Raw genomic sequence first — 18,361 nt, forward strand, 5'->3', positions numbered from 1 at the left:
ACGCTAGCCAATTTCCCGCCCGCCGCCCCATGACAGGACGCATCATCGCCATCGGCGACATCCACGGCTGCCACGCCGAATTCTCCGAGTTACTCCAACGCCTCGAACTCCAACCCGAGGATCAACTCATCCTCGTCGGCGACCTCGTCAACCGCGGCCCCGACAGCTGCAAGGTCATCGACCTCGCCCGCGAACATCGCGCCATCTCCCTCCTCGGCAACCACGAGCTGCGCCTCCTCAACTACCGCAAAAGCAACGACACCGCCTTCCTCAAAGAGTCCGACGAAGACACCTACCGCAAACTTCGTCCCGAAGACTGGCTCTACCTCGAGCAAATGCCGCTCACGCATTACGTCGAAGCGCTCAACACCGTCTTCGTCCACGGCGGCTTTCTCCCCGATGAGCCCTGGCAAAAACAACCCGCCTCTGTCGTCACGCGTATCCAAGTCATCGACTCCGAAGGCCGTCCCCGCAAACGCGCCGACGCAGAAGACTCCCCTCCTTGGGCCGATCTCTGGAACGGCCCGCCCTTCGTCGTCTACGGCCACACCCCGCGCCCCGAACCGTATAAATTAAAATGGTCCGTCGGCATCGACACCGCCTGCGCCATGGGCGGCCACCTCACCGCCTACATTCTCCCCGAAAAACGCTTCGTCCAAGTCAAAGCCCGCCGCAAATACTACCCCTGACCGTCGGCCAACTTCCCACATGGAGGGCGCCGCTTCGTCGGCGCCGTTCGCCTAACGCATGAAGGATAAACTTCGTCAGACTGGCACAAAAAAACCGGAGCCGCTCACCCGCACTCCGGTTTGAAATTTCGATGTAGGCGGGGGGCCTTCACCCCGCGTTCGATTGAGACGCTCAGTACTTCACCGAGCACCCATACGGCTCGCTCGTTGCCTTCGAGACCGGCTGACCAGCCTTCACAGAAGCCAGCGCCGCCGTCACATAGTTCGTAGCCTTCGCGATGTCTTCCGCCTTGGTCGAACGGATGCTGTCGATCGCGCCATTGTAGACCAGCGTACCTTCAGCCGTGATCACGTACATATGCGGCGTCGTCTTCGCGCCGTAGAGCTTGCCCACCGTGCCGTCGCTATCGCGGAAATAAGCCGCAGGAGCCGCGCCCGTTTTCGACGACCACGCCGCGACCTTCGTCGGCTCGAAGTCACCCTGCGCGCCCGCCTTGCCCGAGTTGATCGAGAGCCACACCACACCATCGGCCGCCGCAGCCTTCTGAAGCGCGGGCATGTTGCCGCTGCTCTCATACTGCTTCACCACAAACGGACACTCCGGATTCACCCACTCCAACACCACGGTCTTGCCGCGATAGTCCGAGAGCTTGTGCGTCTTGCCGTTCACATCGGTGAGCGAAAAATCAGGCGCAGCCTGGCCAACTTCAGCAGAGGCAAATGCACTCGTTACGGTCAAAGCGGCCAGCACAGCCGCGGTAGAGAACGATTTCAGGATGTTTTTCATAGGGATCTAAAGAAGGGTTGCAGGCTAGTCATACGCCCGCGATCCGCCAGCACCCGCATGAAAATTTCTCCCCTCTCGCAACGTCCGGTCAGAAATCCCATTGCTGCGCCAGCACCCGCCCGCCTAACTCCGCCCCGTGATCGGCTGGCTCGCTGACCTTTGTCGCCTCGCTTGGGGCCTCCTCTACTGGAACTCCGCCAAAACCCGCTTCCGCCTTCGCGCAGGCCGAGGCCGCTGCCCGTGCCAAAGCCCCAGCGACTCCGGCCGCGCCATGGAAACCACCTGCGAAGCCTCGCTCACCTGGCATCAACAAGACCGCTTCCGCCGCCTCTGCCCGCTCCTCAAACGCAACGCCTCCGGCGAACTCCGTTGCTCCGTCAACACCGCCGACGTCCGTCCTTTCTGGGGCCGCGCCTTCCTGATCTACGGCGGCACCTTCGCCGCGCTCTATCTCACCGCCACCCTCGGTTATTTCACGCTCCAGCGCGTCATCGGCATCCCCGTCAGCTATGTCACCATCGCCTATCCGCCCCACTGGCCCCGCATAGATCTAGCCCGCAGCCAGTACTTCTCCCAACGCGCCGACCGCGCCCTCGCCGCTGGCCAGATCGGCGACGCCGAGAAATCCCTCACCCTCGCCTACGCCCTCGACCCCGCCAACTACCCCGCCGCGCTAAAACTCGCGCTCCTCTACCAGCACGCCCAGCCCACGCTCTCCGATAACATCTACGCCCGCCTCCTCCACGAGCACCCCGCCCAACGCCCCGTCACCGCCACCGCCTGGTTCCAGGCCCTCCTCCTGCGCGCCGACTACGCCACCATCATCCCGCTCGCCACCACCGCCCTCTCCGCCGATTCCGCCCACGAAGCCGCCTGGACCAACGCCCTCCTCTTCGCCCTCCGCCACGCTTCTCCCGTCCAACTCGAGAAACTCGCCAACAACCACGAAGTCCCCCCCGCCACCCGCGCCATCCTCTCCCTCGAGTTCACCGCCCGCACGCAACCACCCGACACCGCCCGCCGCGCGCTCCTCGAAGCCTCCGTCGCGTCTCAGTATTTCGACTACTACCGCCTCTCGCGCCTCATCACCCTCGGCTTCGGCTCCGACGCCCGCGCCCTCCTCCGCACCTCGCCCGGCCTCAGCGCCCGCGACCGCGCCGCCCTCTCCCTCGAAGCCACTGCTGTCCTCGGCTGGCAAACCGTCCTCGATGGCGACATCGACCGCCTCCTCGCCACCCCGCCCACGCCCGCCATCTGCGAAATCCTAGCCGTCCACCTCATCCAACACCCCGACCGCGCCCGCCTCGCGCGCGTCTTCGCCGCGGTCTCAAAAAATCCGCTCCCCGCCACCGACGCCGGCTACAGCGCCACCATGGCCCTCCTCGTCGCCGCAGGCGTCAATCAAGACGCCGCCCTCCTCAAAACCGCCGCCGACTCCGTCCAAAAACTCGCCGGCGGCCGCTTCCGCACCCTGGCCCTCATCGAGACGTTCTTCCTCCGCCCACCCCGCGACGCCCGCATCGAGGCCATTCTCCCCGCCCTCCAGCCCCTGTCCGCAGAACTCAACTACGCCCTCCTCGCCCGCTACGACCGCACGTCCGCCGGCCCGCCGTCGGCTTCCGCCTTTCCGTCCGTCCCTCGCGCATCCTCCTCCGCTTCTGAACCCGCGCCCAAAAAATGACGCGCCCCTCCGCCGCTCCCTCCGGCCCCGCGCCCGCTCCGTTCTCCTCGCTGCCCGCCACTGCGCGTCTCTGCGCCGCCCTCCTCGCCGCACTCCTGCTCATCTGGAGCCTCCACCTCTGGCCTCAATGGCTCCATAACCCCGACCTCTCCCACGGCCTCTTCACGCCACTCATCTTTTTCCTCCTCCTCCACGAGTCCCGCACCCGCGGCACCGCCCGCTGGCTCCCCGCCAACGCGCTGACGACCACCGCGCTCGCCCTCGCACTCCTCATCGGCCTTCTCCTCCTCGCCCTCGCGGGCATCTACGCCGCTGCCGTCGGCTGGACCCACGCCCTCGTCAACTTCCTCGCCGCCTTCGCTCTCTGCGCGTTACTCACCGCCGCCTGGCTCGCCGCCGCCCACGCCCGCATCCGCGCCCTCCCCGTCAACTGGCCCGCCGCCATCGCCGTTTCCCTCTGGCTCCTCAGCGCGCCGATCCCGCCGGGCACCTACACGCGCCTCACCCAAAGCCTCCAACTCTGGGTCACCGACGTCGTTCTCTCCGCCCTCCACACTCTCGGCATCCCAGCCCTGAAAAACGGCAACATCATCGAACTCGCCACCGTTTCCGTCGGCGTCGAGGAAGCCTGCAGCGGCGTCCGCAGCCTCCTCTCCTGCATCTTCGCCGGCCTCTTCTTTTCCGCCGCCCTCGTCCGCTCCACTGGCCACCGCATCGTGCTCATCGTCCTCGCGCCGCTCCTCGCGCTCGCGATGAACATCGCCCGCTCCCTCACGCTCACCCTCCTCGCCAACGCCGGTATCGACATTTCGGGCACCTGGCACGACGCCACCGGCTTCGCCGTCCTAGCCCTCACCGCCGCCCTCCTCGCCGCCCTCGCCCTCCTCCTGGAAAAATTCTCCCGCCCACGCCCCGCGCCCACGTCTGTTTCCGTCTCTCAACCCTCAACTCTCAACCCACAACTCTCCGCCCCCTCCGCCTTTCACCCTTCACCCGTCACCCTTCACCTTTCCCTCCTCACCTCCGGCCTCCTCGCCGCCTCCACCCTCACCGTCTTCTTCATTCTCAACACCCGCCCGTCCACCCGCCCCGCCTCCACCCCGCCCGATCTCGCTGCGCTTCTCCCGGCCACCGTCCCCGGCTGGCAGACCGTCACCAGCGACGACCTCTACCGCTTCTCCGCCCAGCTCCAGACATCGCAACTCTTCCAACGCAGCTACGCCCGCGACACCCCCGACGGCCCCCTCCAGATCACCGCCTACCTCGCCTACTGGCCCGGCGGCCAGTCCACCGTCAGCCTCGTCGCTTCCCATACCCCCGACGCCTGCTGGCCCGGCGCCGGCTGGCAACCCGACTCCTCCGCCAGCTCCCGCGAAACCCTCGCCCTCGGCCCGCACACGCTCCCACCCGCCGAACACCGCTTCTTCACCCACGAACGCTACCCCCAGCACGTCTGGTATTGGCATCTCAACGACGGCCAGGTCATCCACCACGACGGCCTCGGCTCCCCGCTCAAACTCCTCCGCCTCGCCCTCCGCTACGGCTTCCGCCGCGACGGCGACCAGTTCTTCATCCGCATCTCCAGCAACCAGCCCTGGGAAAAAATCGCCCAAGACCCCCTCCTCGCCGACATCCTCAAAAACCTCCACCCCCTCGGCCTCTGACCACGCCCACCTCACGCTCAGCCAACTGCCAACTCCCGCAGCCCCCGCGCCCCTCCCCCAATCCTCTCTCCCCCTGTTAATCCTCTCCAAACTCCTCCTGCCTTGTTCTGCGGCCTTACTCCGAGATTCCCCTCTCCCTTCCGCATCAGTGTCCCTCAGTGCCCATCAGTGGTTAAAAATTCCGGCCCCCGCCTCCGTCCCAGCCGTTCCCGAGTTCCAGATTCATTCCCCTTTTCCGGATTTCACTCTTCCCCCCTTCACTCTTCACTTTTCCCCATGCTTTTCCAACTCACCGCCGGCGAAAAACGCGCCCTCGCCATCATCGCCCTCCTCCTCGCCCTCGGCCTCCTGGGACGCTGGCTGCTCTAAATTCCCCCTAAAACCCACGCACCTCCTCGCCTTTCCGCCATCTACAGCGTTCGCCCTCCCGCATCTCCAAATCCGCCGCCTTTAAGATTTGCCCCGCCCCCGCTAACCCCTTCGCATCCGCCCCGCCCTCGCGCGCGTACTGATATGAAATGCCCTGCGTCTCAACCTGCCCGCATCCGCTCGATGCCTTCGCGCTCACACCGCGCAACGCTCGCCGCTGGCACGCACCCGCACCGGCCCCTCTCCGCCGCATGAGCCCCGCCGCCGCCGAGCCCACGCCCCCGACCGACGTCCACGCGCAAAACGCCGCCGACGCCGCCCTCCTCCGCGAAATCGCCTCGGGTAACAAAGACGCCCTCGCCCGCCTCTACGACCGCTTCTCCCGCCCCCTCTTCGCCGTCGCCCTCCGCATCCTTCACGACCGCGCAGAAGCCGAGGACGTCGTCCACGACATCTTCATCTCGCTCTGGCAAAAAGCCGCCACCTTCGAAGCGGCCCGCTGCTCCGCCCTCGGCTGGGCCATCGCCCTTACCCGCAACCGTGCCATCGACCGCCTCCGCACCCGCCGCCGCCGTGGCGAAATCCTGGATACCTCCGCCCCCGCTGACCTCGGCTACGACGAAACCGCATCCACCGCCGAAAGTTCCTCCCTCGATCTTTCCTTCAAAGAACGCGCCACCACCGTCCGTCAGGCCGTCACTCAACTCTCCGCCGAACAACGCACCGCCCTCGAACTCGCCTTCTTCTCGGGCCTTACCCAGCAGGAAATCGCCGCCCGCCTCCACGAGCCACTCGGCACCGTCAAAGCCCGCATCCGCCGCGGCCTCCTCAAACTTCGCGACCTGCTCGCCGACCGCCTATGATCGCGGAGCACCACGAAGAACTCGCCTCCCTCTACGCCTTCGACCTCCTCGAAGGCCCGGAACTCACCGCGTTCGAAACCGAACTCGCCAAAAATTCCGCTCTCCGCGCCCTCGTTGACGACTTCCGCCGCACCGCCGCCGGACTCGCCCACACCGCGCCCGAGCCCGCGCCTTCGCCTGCCCTCCGCGCCCGCATCCTCGCCACCATCGCCGCGCAGTCATCTCCAACTCTCAACTCTCAACCCTCAACTCTTCACTCCGCCCCGCCCCCCGCCGAAATCCTCCCCTTCCGCCCCATCCTCTGGACCGGCTGGGCCGCCGCCGCCTGCTTCGCCCTCGCGACCGCGTATTTTGGCGCCAACTACTTCGCCGCCCGCACCCAGCTCGCCCTCGTCTCCAACGACGCCGAGTTCACCCGCCTCGAAGCCCAAAGCCTCACCCAGCGCCTTGAAGCCGAGCGCATCCTGAACTCCGGCTACATCGCCCAGCTCCAAAAATCCGGCGACGTCGCCAACCTCAAGATCGCCAAACTCGCCGATCTCCTCGGCAACTCCCCCCAAGCCGTCGCCATCGCCGTCTGGAATCCCCTCAGCCAGTCCGGCGTCCTCACCGTGGAAAAACTCCCGGTCCTCCAGCGCGACCAGGATTACCAGCTCTGGGTCATCGACCCCGCCTATAAAGATCCCGTCAACGGTGGCGTCTTCACCGTCGATGCCAACGGCGTCGCCCGCCTCGACTTCCGCCCCGACCAATCCGTCACCGCCGCGACCACCTTCGCCATCAGCCGCGAACGCAAAGGCGGCGTCTCCAAAGCTGAAGGCCCTCTCGTCGCTGCCGGCACGCTCTAAAAAGCGCGCCGACTCGCCAGAAAATCAGCTGGCTGCATCCTTCAACGCCGTCGCGAGATCTACCCGCTTCTCGTAGATCGCCTTGCCGATGATCACACCATCGAGATTCGCATAACGCTTCGCCAGCCCGCCCAGCGCACCGACATCGCTCTGCTGCGACACACCACCCGACGCGATCACACCGCATTTCACGTTTTTCAACATCGCTTCCTGCGCCGCCAGATTCGGCCCGGTCAGCATCCCGTCCGTCCCGATATCCGTGTAGATCAGCGTCCGCACGCCGATCGCATCCATCCGCTGCGCCAGTCCTAGCGCGCTCGTGCCGGTCGTATCGACCCAGCCCTTGACCGCGACCTGCCCATTATTCGCGTCGATACCAACCGCGATCTTTTCACCGAACGCCTTCACCAGCTCCGCAACAAACTCTTCGCTCTCCGCCGCGCGCGTGCCGATCACGACCCGCGTCACACCGAGCCCCAGCGCCCGCTCCACCGCCAGCCGCGAACGCATCCCGCCGCCCAGCTGCACCTTCATCCCAAGCGACGCTATCGAACGCACCACCGACAAGTTCTGCGACTCACCCGAAAAGGCGCCGTCCAGATCGACCACATGCACCCAGCCCGCCCCCGCCTTCTTGAACTGTGCCGCCACCTCAGCCGGATTTTCCGAATACACCGTCTCTTGATCGGCGCGTCCCTGCGTGAGGCGCACGCAACGCCCTCCCTTGATGTCGATGGCTGGATAAATCGTCATAAATAAAGTCCCAGAAACTCACACCCGCCCCACCAGACGCAAAGAAAAATCTCCAACGCCTGCACCTCCTCCCCCCAATCCCGTTAATCCTCTTAATCCTGTCCAAATGCCGACTCCCCATCCGCGGTTAAAAAAATTGCCGCCCTCCCACATTCACCAACCCTCCCACGCATGTCCAAATTTCAGCCCCCCGCCTTCCTCACCGACCTCCTCGCCGCCCGCTCGCCCTCCGGCTACGAATTCCAGGCCCAGAAAGTCTTCGACGACCACGTGAAGCCCGCCGCCGACGCCTACGCCAAAGACGCCATGGGCAACCGCCTCGCGACGCTCAACCCATCCGGCGATCCCGTCCTCATGTTCGCCGGCCACATGGACGAACTCGGTCTCATCATCACCTACGCCAACAAAGACGGCTTCCTCTACTTCGACACCATCGGCGGCCACGACCGCGTCATGATCTCCGGCCGCCGCGTTATCATTCAAACCGCCAACGGTCCGGTCAAAGGCGTCACCGGCAAACGCGCCATCCACCTCATGGAAGAGGCCGACCGCAAGAAGGCCCCCGAGATTCACGAGATCTGGATCGATATCGGCGCCCGCTCGAAAAAAGAAGCCCTCGCCCGCGTCTCCATCGGCGACACCGCCACCTACGACCACGGCTTCGAACTCATCCACGGCACCATCGGCGCCGCCCGCGCCTTCGACAACAAAGTAGGCGCCTACGCCGTCGGCGAAACCCTCATCCGTCTCTCCAAGGAAAAGAAAAAAATCGCCGCCAAAGTCGTCGCCGTCGCCACCGCCCAGGAAGAGATCGGTGTCCGCGGAGCCACTACCGCCGCTTACGCCGTCAACCCGCACATCGCCATCGCCGTTGACGTCGGCCACGCGACCGACCATCCCGACTGCGACAACCGCAAGTACGGCGAAACCAAACTCGGCGGCGGCCCCATCCTCTGCCGTGGTGCCAACATCAACCCCAAGGTTTTCGAGCGCCTGGAAAAGTGCGCGAAGAAGTTGAAAATCCCCTACCAGATCGAAGCCGACCCGCGTCCCACCGGCACCGACGCCCGCGCCATCCAGGTCGGCCGCGCCGGCGTGGCGACGGGACTGATTTCCATTCCCCTCCGCTACATGCACACCCCGAGCGAACTCGTGGACCTGCAAGATGTGGAAAACTGCGTCCAACTCCTCGTCGCCTTCGCCCTCTCCCTCGAAGAAGGCGACTACCACCACTGGTAACCGCCCTTCGGAATTCGCGCGCTTACTTTTCGGCACCTCCGCCAAAATCCAAATTGCGCGGAGCCTTCGACTTCAGCACCACGCTTTTGGAAGCGGCGCGCCATATGTTCGTGGAAGCAACATCCGCCCCAACAACTTCGAATTGGACATCATTAAACCAGGCATGTCCGGTTCCACTGATGAAGAAGCCCATGAAGATGCCCTCGGCTTCCAGGGGAACGTCCAAAACCACTGAGTGCTTTTCCCAAGCAGTCGTCCCCCTGACCGCCCGGTCCTTCATGTTGTCGAACTGAAGCGTGCGGTCCTCCGCTTTTCCCGGCCCATCGATCCGCATCCAGACATTCGCCGTTTCGTTCACGTCTGCACTTTTCACCCACGCACTAAATCGCACGCGCTTGCCTCGGTAGTTTTCGGCCGAGAACGACTGCATCATTCCACCAAACCCGTTTACCACCGGCTCGATCGACTTGATGTAAGCGCTCACTGGTTTCACATGCGGCTGCGTCGGATCTAAACCGACGGCAAATGAGGACTTCGCATCGCCATTGGTATACCAGCCAGGTGGAGGCGTGTTAGTCATTTTAGTTACATTTTCGGGTTCTTTATTCATTTCAGCAGTCTCCGCCCGCGCTTCACGCGTCGCCGCCACAAACGTCAGTGCAGCCAGCAACACGACACCTGCCACCACACGACCGACGGTCGAGGTCCGATAATTCATGATCATCTGAATTCTCCTTTTGAGTTGTTGTTTGTTTTCGAGAATCCCCAGCACCTGCGGGGATCGGTTCTGTCCGCGCACCACTCCCAGGACCTTCAGGAGGGTGGCACCGTACGTGCGCGTCTCTGCAGAAGACGCGCGCCGCATGACAAATTCGTCGCAAGCCAGCTCGCAATCCTGCCGCGCCAGTCGCGTCGCGACCCAGACGAGCGGATTGAACCAGTGCAAAATCCGGGCGGCCTGAAGCAACGCGTTCGCCGCGATGTCACGCCGCCGCCAATGACCGAGCTCATGCAAAATCATGAGCCTGAGCTCCATCTCGGAAAATTTCTCCGCAAAGCCCGCGGGAAAAAGGATCGTCGGACGCCAGAGCCCAAAAATCGCCGGAGCCTCCACCGCCTTGCTAACGACAACCTCCGGAACGCGCTCCAAGCCCAGCAACCGTGAGCCTGCCAAAACTTCCGCACGCAGCCGGTCATCGCACGCCACTCGTCCACGCCGCAAAGTCCGCGCGAAGAGCGCCGATGCAATCACGCGCATCATCACAAGAGCCGCCACGCCCGCCGCCCACCCAATCACCAGCCAATGCTTCACTGAAAATGTCGCAGCCGCAGGTTTATCACCTGAAGTCACGGAAGCCTGACGAGCAGCTACGCCCGCACCAACTCCCGCGTTCTCCGAGCCTTGAGCTGACGTGGTTGGCAACGTCTTCAGCGTCTCACCCATCAACGGAATCGGCTGCGCAAAATGCGGAAGGCTCCACTGCGTCGGAATGCCCACCGGCACGAGCAGATGAACCGCCACGACCAACCAGCCGAGAAAAACAAACTGCGCCGGCACCCAACGCCGCAAAACCGGCCGCAACAAGACGAGCGCAAGAATCAACCAGCTCGCCCGCAACGACGTTTCGAAAACCTCCCGAGCCCATTCCCATGCGTTCATTTCTTTCCTTTCTTCGATTTAAGCAGCCGCTCCAGTTCCGTGATTTCCTCCGCAGTGAGATTGGAGTTCTCACAAAAATGCAGGACGAGTGAGCCCGCCGCGCCTTGAAAAACCCGTTGGAGAAATGACGCGCTTTCCACCTGCACGCATTCCTCACGGGCCATTAACGGACTATACACATTGGCTTTTCCTTCCTTGGTCGTTCCCAGAACGCCTTTATCCACAAGCCGGGTGAGAAACGTGTTCACCGTTTTCTGCGCCCACTCCTTGTCATTCGGCAGCGCCGAAAACACTTCGAGCGCCGTGATAGGATGCCGATCCCAGACCACATTCATGACTTCCCACTCAGCACTGGAAATTTTTGGAGGCATAAATCCTACGTTTGTAGGAAAAACGATTCCTACAAACGTAGGACGTCAAGCGAGAATCTGCTTTCACCAGCAGTAGTCCGGGACCGAAAACAAAAAAGCCTGATCGGAAGATCAGGCTAGAGCTGGGGAAACGCTCTATGCGACTTAAGCCGCGTCCTGCGTGCTCTCGCCCTTGGGAATTCGCTTCAGCGTCGGCTTCCGCTTTCCGGCGACCACAGCCGAATCGATGATGACTTCGCTGACGTCGTCACGCTGTGGCAGCTCGTACATCGCTTCGAGCATCAGGCCTTCGATGATCGAGCGGAGAGCGCGCGCGCCGGTCTTCAGTTCGATGGCTTTGAGCGCGATCGCCTTGATCGCGTCAGACGTGAAGCGTAGGCGCACGCCGTCCATCGCGAAGAGCTTCGCGTACTGCTTCACGATCGCATTCTTCGTGCGGAGCAAAATCTTTTCAAGGTCGGCAACCTGGAGCTGATCGAGGACCGACACCACCGGCAGACGTCCGATGAACTCGGGGATCATGCCGAAGCGGATGAGATCTTCCGGCGCGAGCGACTTCATCATCAGCTCGGGACTGATCGCGATTTCCTGCTGCGATTTGATCGCCGAGTAACCCACGCTACGCTGGCCCTGACGACGCTGTACGATCTGATCGAGCCCGACGAACGCGCCGCCACAGATAAACAGGATGTTGGCCGTATTAACCTGCACGTACTCCTGATTCGGGTGCTTGCGTCCGCCTTGCGGTGGGACGTTGCAGAGCGTTCCTTCGAGAATCTTGAGAAGCGCCTGCTGAACGCCTTCACCGGAAACGTCGCGCGTGATGGAGACGTTTTCCGTTTTGCGGCCGATCTTATCGATCTCGTCGATGTAGATGATGCCGCACTCGGCCTTCTTCACGTCGTAGTTGGCCGATTGAAGGAGACGAAGAACTACGTTCTCCACGTCTTCGCCGACATAACCCGCTTCCGTGAGCGTGGTGGCGTCGGAGATGGCAAAAGGAACGTCCAAAATTTTCGCGAGCGTGCGGGCGAGCAGTGTCTTGCCGGAACCGGTCGGACCGAGCAGGAGGATGTTGCTCTTCTCGACTTCGACGTCGTTGAACTCCGGCGAAAGCGCCGCGCTGTCTTTGGGCGACTGCGCCGAATCGAACATCAGGCGTTTATAGTGATTATAGACCGCGACCGACAGGACCTTCTTGGCGTGATCCTGGCCGATGACGAAATCGTCGAGTGTGCGCTTGATCTCGGAAGGTTTGATGAGGCGGACGGTCGGCTTGCTGTCCACGGCGGGCTGCTTCACCTCACGGTCAATGATCGTCTTGCAGACGTTAACGCAGGAATCGCAGATGTACACGCCGGGACCGGCGATGATCTTTTTGACCTCTGCCTGAGACTTTCCGCAGAAAGAGCAGAGAGTCATGCGTGACGATTTAGCCATGGAATTAAGTGAGTTTGGAAACCCCGGACTGTCGAGGTGAGACTTTAACCCGCCAGTAACGGCACAACGCGCTTAGCATTGAAGCTTCACCCACTCATCTGGGGCCTTCTCCCTACCCTAAAAAGCAAGCAGGCCAGGCTTTTGGCCTGACCTGCGAAAACTTGGTCAATTTATCTGATCACTCAGGCAGCAGCGCCTTTGAGGCCTGCCTGCTTGGGCGACTCGAAGACGTGATCAACGATTCCGTAGGCCTTCGCCTCAAGGGAAGTCATGTAGTAATCGCGATCCGAGTCCTTCGCGATCTGCTCAACCGTCTTCCCCGTGTGGTTGGCGAGGATCTCGTTGAGCACCTTGCGCCAGCGGAGGATTTCCTTCGCTGCGATGGCGATGTCTGAGGTCTGGCCACCTGCGCCACCCGAAGGCTGGTGAATCATCACCCGGCTATTAGGCAGCGAGTAACGTTTACCCTTAGTGCCTGCGCTCAGGAGCACGGTCGCCATGCTGGCTGCCATGCCGATGCAGTAGGTCACCACGTCGCATTGAAGGAAGTTCAACGTGTCGTAGATCGCCATGCCCGCCGTGACGCTACCGCCAGGCGAGTTGATGTAGAGCTGGATGTCCTTCTTGGGGTCCTCCATCTGGAGGAACAAGAGTTGGGCGATAGTGTTGTTGGCGACGCGATCGTCGATTTCAGAGCCGATGAAGATGATGCGGTCCTTCAAAAGGCGGCTGTAAACATCCCATTGGATCTTTTCGCCGCGACCGGTCGTTTCAACAACACTAGGTAGATAATAGCTCACAGATTCCTTTAATTTGCTGTCGTTTAAGCCTTCGGTTCGATGGTCGACACCTTAGCTTTAGAGACCAGCAAATCAAGGGCCTTGTCGAAAATGATCGACTGCTGCACCGCGCGGAGACGGTCGCGATTCTTGGTAAGATCCTTCACCAGTTTATCGGCGCTCGTGTTGTTCATCATGGACTCGCGGTAGATGAAGGCGTCGATGTCCTGCTCGGTGACGTTGATCTTTTCCTGCTCGGCGATCTTCGCGAGGATCAGCTGCGTCTTCACGCGAACAGCGGCGGCCTTCTTGGCGCCTTCGAAAAGCTCCTTCTTGTCCTTCTCGAATTGCTCCTGCGGCACGCCGCGGCGCATGTTTTCCTCGATAAAGTTACGGAGCACGCTCTGCGTCTCGGTCTCGACGAGGCTTTCTGGCACTGGGAAATCGACCTTCGCGTTGAGCGCTTCCGTCACCTGACGGCGCTGCGCCTGACGGTTTTCGTACTGCTTACGGCCCTTGAGATTGGTGCGGATCTTGGACTTCAAGCCTTCGAGGTTATCGACCTGCTGTGCTTTGAAGAACTCTTCGTTAAGCTCGGGGAGAACGCGTTCGCGGATCTCTTGGATCTCGACGGCGTACACGGCGGTCTTGCCAGCGAGCGCAGGGACAGCGGCGAACTCAGCGGGGAACGTGATTGTGACGTCCTTCTTGTCGCCAGCCTTCACGCCAGCGAGCTGCTTGCCGAGACCGGGGATGAGCCCTTCGTTTTCGCCTTCAACTTCTTCCCACGTCTGCGGGACTTTGCCGTAAATCTGTTTTTCGGCAGCGATCTCGAGGATCGGCTGGCCGTCCACTTTGCCTTCGTACGCGAGCTTCACGTAATCGCCCTTTTGCGCAGCGCGCTCGGCGACTTTGAAGTCTGCACGTTCGCCACGGGTCTGCTCAACAACTGCATCGACTTCAGCATCGGTCGGCTCGCTGGCGCCGATCTCGGTCGCGAGATCGCTGTAATCCGGAAGCACGAACGAAGGACGGACATCGAGGGTGAACGTCACCTGAGCAGCAGCGCTGGCCTCGATGGTGCCGGTGTCCACATTGGTGACGCCGAGAATATCGAGCTTCGATTGCTCAACACCACCGCGGTACGCCTTGTTGACGACCTTCTGCTTAAATTCTTCGGCGATCTCCTTGCCGTAGCGCTTGAGGATCAAAGCGGCGGGCGCTTTGCCTGGACGGAAGCCCGGGAGGCTGGCTTGACGGCCGAACTCGGCGATCGTGGCCTGATGCTCGGCAGCGACTTCGGCCTGATCGAGCGAAACGACCAGGTTTTTGCGGGTTTCGGAGACGTCTTTGATTTCGATGTTCACAATGGGAGATGCGGACGGGTTTTTCACTGTTAGAATCGGTCACGCTAGGTAGCGCGTCCCGGGCCGGTCAATGCCTGATTCAGTCGTCGCGCCTCTGTAAACGCGCCTTCACCGTCCGCCGATCCAGATCGAGCCGCCGCGCCGTCTCTTCAATCGTCCCCGCCTGATCGAAAACGATCCGCGTGTAACGCCGCATCAACTCCTCCGCCGTCAGCGCCCCGCCCTCGATTACCGCATTCCAATCATCCGCCACCCTCCGCACCAACGGCCCCGCCGGCCGATACTCGCCACGCAGAATCAAGTTGCGCACGCACTGCTCCAGCTCACGGAAATTCCCCGGCCACGCGTAACTCGCGCCAAGATTCTTCTCTATCCACGTCACCGCCTCATCCGCGAAATCCTCCGCTTCCACTCCACCCAACAGCCGCTTCGCGATGTACGTGACCATTGTCGGCAAATCCCCCGGCGCCGCATCGAGCTGATCGCGCAGTCCCGGCGTCGCGATCTGGTCCGAGCAAAGCCGATAATAAAAATCCTCGCGAAACCTCCCCGCCCGAATCTCGCCCGGCAAATCGCGATTGGTCGCCGCGAGCACTTTCCCCTCAAACCGCCGCGACTCCGTGCCGCCCAGCGGCTGAAACGTCCGCGCCTGCAACACGCGCAACAACTTCACCTGAATTCCCGTATCCGTTTCGCCGATCTCATCGAGGAACACCGCGCCCGTCGGTGGACACTCCTCCATCCAGCCCGCCCGGTCCGCCAGCGCTCCGGTAAACGCCCCGCGCTTATGACCAAACAGCTCCGACTCGATCAGCGTCGGCGACAACGCCGCCAGATTCAGTGCGAAAAAACCATGCGCAAAATCCCGCCCAAACCCGCCGCGCTTCGGCTCGTACGGAATGTACCGCGATAGCGCCAGCGCCCGCGCCACCAGTTCCTTGCCCGTGCCCGATGGTCCCGTGATCAACGTCGCGAAATCCCCAAGTCGCGAAAACAGCCCACGCCGGTAGCGCCGCAGATCGTGCGTGAAAATCGACTGCCAGATCTCCGCCCGCAGCCGCGCCATCGACGGCGACGAGCCGACCAGCGAGCGGAAGATATTATGAAACGCCCGGCGGATCTGAAACGCGCACGCGAACCAGTGCGCCGGCTCCGCGCCTTCGATCCGCTCCGCTCCAAACACCGAAAAGCACTTCTCCACGTCCGCCTTGAACGCCGGGAAAAACTCCACACGCCCGCCCTCCCCTCGCCCATCGAGCGCCGTAAGAATCACGCGGTCAAAACGCACCGCATACGTCTGATAGAGCCAGTAGCCCGCGATCTCCTCATACAACGCAGCCTCCTCACGCGTCGGCCTCGCGCCGCCCGCCGACGCCTTCACCGCCCGGTCGATCAACTCGCCGCACCGCGCCGTGATCGCGCTCACATTAACGTGCGACTCCGCCGTCGGCGGCCGCGTATTCCACGCCGCGCCCGCCTCGACGAAGTCCGCGCCCAACGCCTCCCGCTCCGCCGCGATGCGCTCCGGCAAAAACGGATTCGCCGCATTCACACGACCGATCGCTTTCGCGAAATTTCGATCCGCTGTCGAAAACCATGCTTTGCTCGATGTCGTCATAATTTGTCAGCATATAGACACAAAACGTCAGATCGAACAAGTAAACAAATCCTTCAGAGAAAATACATAAAACTGCTCACCAGCTACTTACATAAAACCACCGTTTCGTGGCGCGCCTCCAGCAAAGGGAGCGGCTCGGTTTCCCAACCAGTCATTCCCATGAAACTAAAATCCATCCTCCTAAGCGCAGTCGTCGTCTGGACGTTGCTCGCCGTCTCAGTTTTCGCCGGCGGCACACTCACGCCCACCGGCTCCGCCCAACAGCCGATCAAGATCCGCGACCATCAGGTCAACGTCACCATCAACAACGGCTTCGCCCAAACCGAAGTCCTCCAGACGTTCTTCAACCCCAACGGTACCGACCTCGAAGCCATCTACGCCTTCCCCGTTCCGAAAAGCGCCAGTCTCTCCGAAGTCACCATCACGACCGGCGAGAAAACGCTGAACGGCGAAGTTCTTCCCAAGAAGGACGCCGAGACCATCTACGAAGAGGAAAAGAAATCCGGCAACGATGCCGGCATAGCCAAAAAGAACAGCTTCCTCACCTACGAATTCCGCGTCGCTCCCGTGCGCGCCAACTCCGAGGTGAAACTGCGCTTCGTTTATTTCCAGCCACTCGAAATCGACACCGGCGTCGGCCGCTACGTTTACCCACTCGAAGAAGGTGGCACCGACGATGTCGCGAAAAGTTTCTGGACCACGAACTCCCAGGTCGAAGGCGCGCTCTCGATCAACGTGGAACTCAAATCCGCCTGGCCCGTCTCCGATGTGCGCGTGCCCGGATTCGAAGGCGCGGCTAACTCCCAGAAACTCGCCGAGGGTCACTACAAGCTCACGCTCGACCGCCCCGGCGCGAAACTCGATCGCGACTTCGTCTTCTACTACCGCCTCGCCGAAAACGTCCCGGGCCGCGTCGAAGTTATTCCGTATCGGGCATCCAAAGACAAACCCGGTACCTTCATGATGGTCGTCACGCCCGGCGTTGACCTGAAGCCGATCACCACCGGCGCCGACTACGTGTACGTCCTCGACGTCTCCGGGTCGATGCAGGGCAAAATCCACACGCTCGCCAACGGCGTCAGCCAGGCGCTCGGCACGATGCGCCCCGAAGACCGCTTCCGCATTGTCACCTTCAACAACTCAGCTCGCGAGGTTCTCGACTGGACGCCTGCCACGCCGGAGAACGTGCAGTCCGCCATCGCCCTCGTGAAATCCCTCCAGCCCAGCGGCGGCACCGATGTTTACGCGGGCCTCAAAACCGCCACCGAGAAACTCGATGCCGACCGCGCCACCAGCATCGTGCTCGTCACCGATGGCGTGACCAACCAGGGCATCGTCGATTCCGCGTCCTTCCACAAACTGCTCAAGCAATACGACGTCCGCGTCTTCGGCTTTCTCATGGGCAACAGCGCCAACTGGCCGCTCATGCGCGTCATCGCCGACGCCACCGGCGGTTTCTATGCCGGCGTAAGCAACGACGACGACATCGTCGGCCAGATCCTGCTCGCGAAATCGAAGATCACCTTCGAGTCGATGCACGACGCCTCGTTCAAGTTCAGCGGTGCCCGCGTTTTCGATACGACCGGCGACATGCCGAACAAAATCTACCGCGGCCAGCAGCTCGTGATTTTCGGCCGCTACGAAGGCTCGGGCAAAGCGACGGTCGCGCTCAAGGCAAAGCTCACCGGCGAAGACAAAACCTACACCACGACCTTCGACTTCCCCGAGACCGACACCGACAATCCCGAGATCGAACGCCTCTGGGCCATGGCCCAGATCGAGCAAATCGAACTCAAGGAAAACACCGGCCAGCTCCCGCCCAGCGAATCGAAAGACGCGATCCAGAATCTCGGCGTCGCCTACCAACTCGTCACCGATCACACCTCGATGGTCGTCCTCGATGACCAGACCTTCGCCAAACGCGGCATCGCGCGGAACAACCAGCAACGCATCGCCACCGAACGCACCGCGCAAAGCGTCCGCGCCCAGCAGGCCCCGAAAAACTATCAGGTCGATGCGAACCAGCCGACGTACACCGCGCCCGCTCCCCACGTCAGCCGCGGTGGCGGCGGAGGTGGCGGCGCCATCGATGGCGGCACGCTCGCCGTGATGCTCGTCGTCTTTCTCGCGGCCGCCGCGCTCTACGCCCGCAAGCATATGAGCCGGTGCTCGCGTCAGAAAAAGGACTGAGTGCAGTTGGGAAATCCGTCCAACCGGGCGGCTGCGCAAGCAG

14 protein-coding genes and 1 pseudogene are annotated in these 18,361 nt (G+C 62.1%); 7 read left to right on the plus strand and 8 right to left on the minus strand.

Going from position 1 to position 18,361, the window contains the following annotated elements; translation table 11 throughout:
* Positions 1–29: 29 nt before the first annotated feature.
* Positions 30–689 carry a metallophosphoesterase gene (locus tag CMV30_RS01125; protein ID WP_096054314.1) on the plus strand — a complete coding sequence of 220 codons (660 nt, stop codon included), beginning with the start codon at positions 30–32 and terminating at the stop codon, positions 687–689.
* Between the two features lie 172 nt (positions 690–861).
* Here CMV30_RS01125 and CMV30_RS01130 read toward each other — a convergent pair whose 3' ends face one another.
* Entirely contained in the window at positions 862–1,476 is a 615-nt protein-coding gene (locus CMV30_RS01130; protein WP_096054315.1) for a thioredoxin family protein, read from the minus strand.
* Between the two features lie 136 nt (positions 1,477–1,612).
* Between CMV30_RS01130 and CMV30_RS01135 the strand changes: the two genes are divergently transcribed.
* From CMV30_RS01135 to CMV30_RS01150, 4 genes are all read left to right on the plus strand, one after another.
* Positions 1,613–3,157: a tetratricopeptide repeat protein gene (locus CMV30_RS01135; protein ID WP_096054316.1), complete on the plus strand. Its 1,545-nt coding sequence runs from the start codon at positions 1,613–1,615 to the stop codon at positions 3,155–3,157.
* Positions 3,154–4,821 (plus strand): exosortase/archaeosortase family protein, encoded by a 1,668-nt coding sequence (locus CMV30_RS01140; protein ID WP_096054317.1) that lies wholly within the window; start codon positions 3,154–3,156, stop codon positions 4,819–4,821. Before CMV30_RS01135 ends, CMV30_RS01140 begins: the two co-directional genes overlap by 4 nt.
* A gap of 518 nt (positions 4,822–5,339) precedes the next feature.
* Positions 5,340–6,053, plus strand: a complete 714-nt coding sequence (locus CMV30_RS01145) for a sigma-70 family RNA polymerase sigma factor (RefSeq protein ID WP_096054318.1) — start codon at positions 5,340–5,342, stop codon at positions 6,051–6,053.
* Positions 6,050–6,901, plus strand: coding sequence for an anti-sigma factor (locus tag CMV30_RS01150; RefSeq protein WP_096054319.1), 852 nt, complete (start codon positions 6,050–6,052; stop codon positions 6,899–6,901). Before CMV30_RS01145 ends, CMV30_RS01150 begins: the two co-directional genes overlap by 4 nt.
* A gap of 24 nt (positions 6,902–6,925) precedes the next feature.
* On the opposite strand, the gene hisA is transcribed toward CMV30_RS01150, so the two are convergent.
* Complete coding sequence (gene hisA / locus CMV30_RS01155) at positions 6,926–7,654, minus strand: 1-(5-phosphoribosyl)-5-[(5-phosphoribosylamino)methylideneamino]imidazole-4-carboxamide isomerase (protein ID WP_096054320.1); 729 nt, start codon at positions 7,652–7,654, stop codon at positions 6,926–6,928.
* A gap of 171 nt (positions 7,655–7,825) precedes the next feature.
* Here hisA and CMV30_RS01160 point away from each other — a divergent pair, with 171 nt between their 5' ends.
* Positions 7,826–8,893 carry a M42 family metallopeptidase gene (locus tag CMV30_RS01160; protein WP_096054321.1) on the plus strand — a complete coding sequence of 356 codons (1,068 nt, stop codon included), beginning with the start codon at positions 7,826–7,828 and terminating at the stop codon, positions 8,891–8,893.
* Between the two features lie 22 nt (positions 8,894–8,915).
* Here CMV30_RS01160 and CMV30_RS01165 read toward each other — a convergent pair whose 3' ends face one another.
* The 6 genes and pseudogenes from CMV30_RS01165 to CMV30_RS01190 form a co-directional block, all read right to left on the minus strand.
* Positions 8,916–10,553, minus strand: a complete 1,638-nt coding sequence (locus CMV30_RS01165) for a M56 family metallopeptidase (protein WP_096054322.1) — start codon at positions 10,551–10,553, stop codon at positions 8,916–8,918.
* Positions 10,550–10,924: a BlaI/MecI/CopY family transcriptional regulator gene (locus CMV30_RS01170; protein ID WP_096054323.1), complete on the minus strand. Its 375-nt coding sequence runs from the start codon at positions 10,922–10,924 to the stop codon at positions 10,550–10,552. Before CMV30_RS01170 ends, CMV30_RS01165 begins: the two co-directional genes overlap by 4 nt.
* A 144-nt stretch (positions 10,925–11,068) precedes the next feature.
* A complete protein-coding gene (gene clpX, locus CMV30_RS01175) occupies positions 11,069–12,364 on the minus strand; it encodes an ATP-dependent Clp protease ATP-binding subunit ClpX (RefSeq protein WP_096054324.1) in 1,296 nt (431 codons plus the stop codon).
* Positions 12,365–12,546: 182 nt separating this feature from the next.
* Positions 12,547–13,185: pseudogene (locus tag CMV30_RS01180) on the minus strand (ATP-dependent Clp protease proteolytic subunit); the annotation flags it as partial.
* Positions 13,186–13,187: 2 nt separating this feature from the next.
* Positions 13,188–14,510 carry a trigger factor gene (tig, locus tag CMV30_RS01185; RefSeq protein WP_096054326.1) on the minus strand — a complete coding sequence of 441 codons (1,323 nt, stop codon included), beginning with the start codon at positions 14,508–14,510 and terminating at the stop codon, positions 13,188–13,190.
* 79 nt (positions 14,511–14,589) lie between these two features.
* Positions 14,590–16,128 carry a sigma-54-dependent transcriptional regulator gene (locus CMV30_RS01190; RefSeq protein WP_096054327.1) on the minus strand — a complete coding sequence of 513 codons (1,539 nt, stop codon included), beginning with the start codon at positions 16,126–16,128 and terminating at the stop codon, positions 14,590–14,592.
* A gap of 159 nt (positions 16,129–16,287) precedes the next feature.
* On the opposite strand from CMV30_RS01190, the gene CMV30_RS01195 reads away from it, so the two are divergent.
* Positions 16,288–18,318, plus strand: coding sequence for a VIT and vWA domain-containing protein (locus CMV30_RS01195; RefSeq protein WP_096054328.1), 2,031 nt, complete (start codon positions 16,288–16,290; stop codon positions 18,316–18,318).
* Positions 18,319–18,361 lie beyond the last annotated feature (43 nt).

This window comes from Nibricoccus aquaticus (assembly GCF_002310495.1).
GTDB classification, from domain to species: Bacteria; Verrucomicrobiota; Verrucomicrobiia; order Opitutales; family Opitutaceae; genus Nibricoccus; species Nibricoccus aquaticus.

Coding starts and splice junctions, on each gene's coding strand:
- CMV30_RS01125 (WP_096054314.1), top strand. CDS start 30: ATGACAGGACGCATCATCGCCATCGGCGACATCCACGGCTGCCACGCC.
- CMV30_RS01130 (WP_096054315.1), bottom strand. CDS start 1,476: ATGAAAAACATCCTGAAATCGTTCTCTACCGCGGCTGTGCTGGCCGCT.
- CMV30_RS01140 (WP_096054317.1), top strand. CDS start 3,154: ATGACGCGCCCCTCCGCCGCTCCCTCCGGCCCCGCGCCCGCTCCGTTC.
- CMV30_RS01145 (WP_096054318.1), top strand. CDS start 5,340: ATGCCCTGCGTCTCAACCTGCCCGCATCCGCTCGATGCCTTCGCGCTC.
- CMV30_RS01150 (WP_096054319.1), top strand. CDS start 6,050: ATGATCGCGGAGCACCACGAAGAACTCGCCTCCCTCTACGCCTTCGAC.
- hisA (WP_096054320.1), bottom strand. CDS start 7,654: ATGACGATTTATCCAGCCATCGACATCAAGGGAGGGCGTTGCGTGCGC.
- CMV30_RS01160 (WP_096054321.1), top strand. CDS start 7,826: ATGTCCAAATTTCAGCCCCCCGCCTTCCTCACCGACCTCCTCGCCGCC.
- CMV30_RS01165 (WP_096054322.1), bottom strand. CDS start 10,553: ATGAACGCATGGGAATGGGCTCGGGAGGTTTTCGAAACGTCGTTGCGG.
- CMV30_RS01170 (WP_096054323.1), bottom strand. CDS start 10,924: ATGCCTCCAAAAATTTCCAGTGCTGAGTGGGAAGTCATGAATGTGGTC.
- clpX (WP_096054324.1), bottom strand. CDS start 12,364: ATGGCTAAATCGTCACGCATGACTCTCTGCTCTTTCTGCGGAAAGTCT.
- CMV30_RS01190 (WP_096054327.1), bottom strand. CDS start 16,128: ATGACGACATCGAGCAAAGCATGGTTTTCGACAGCGGATCGAAATTTC.
- CMV30_RS01195 (WP_096054328.1), top strand. CDS start 16,288: ATGAAACTAAAATCCATCCTCCTAAGCGCAGTCGTCGTCTGGACGTTG.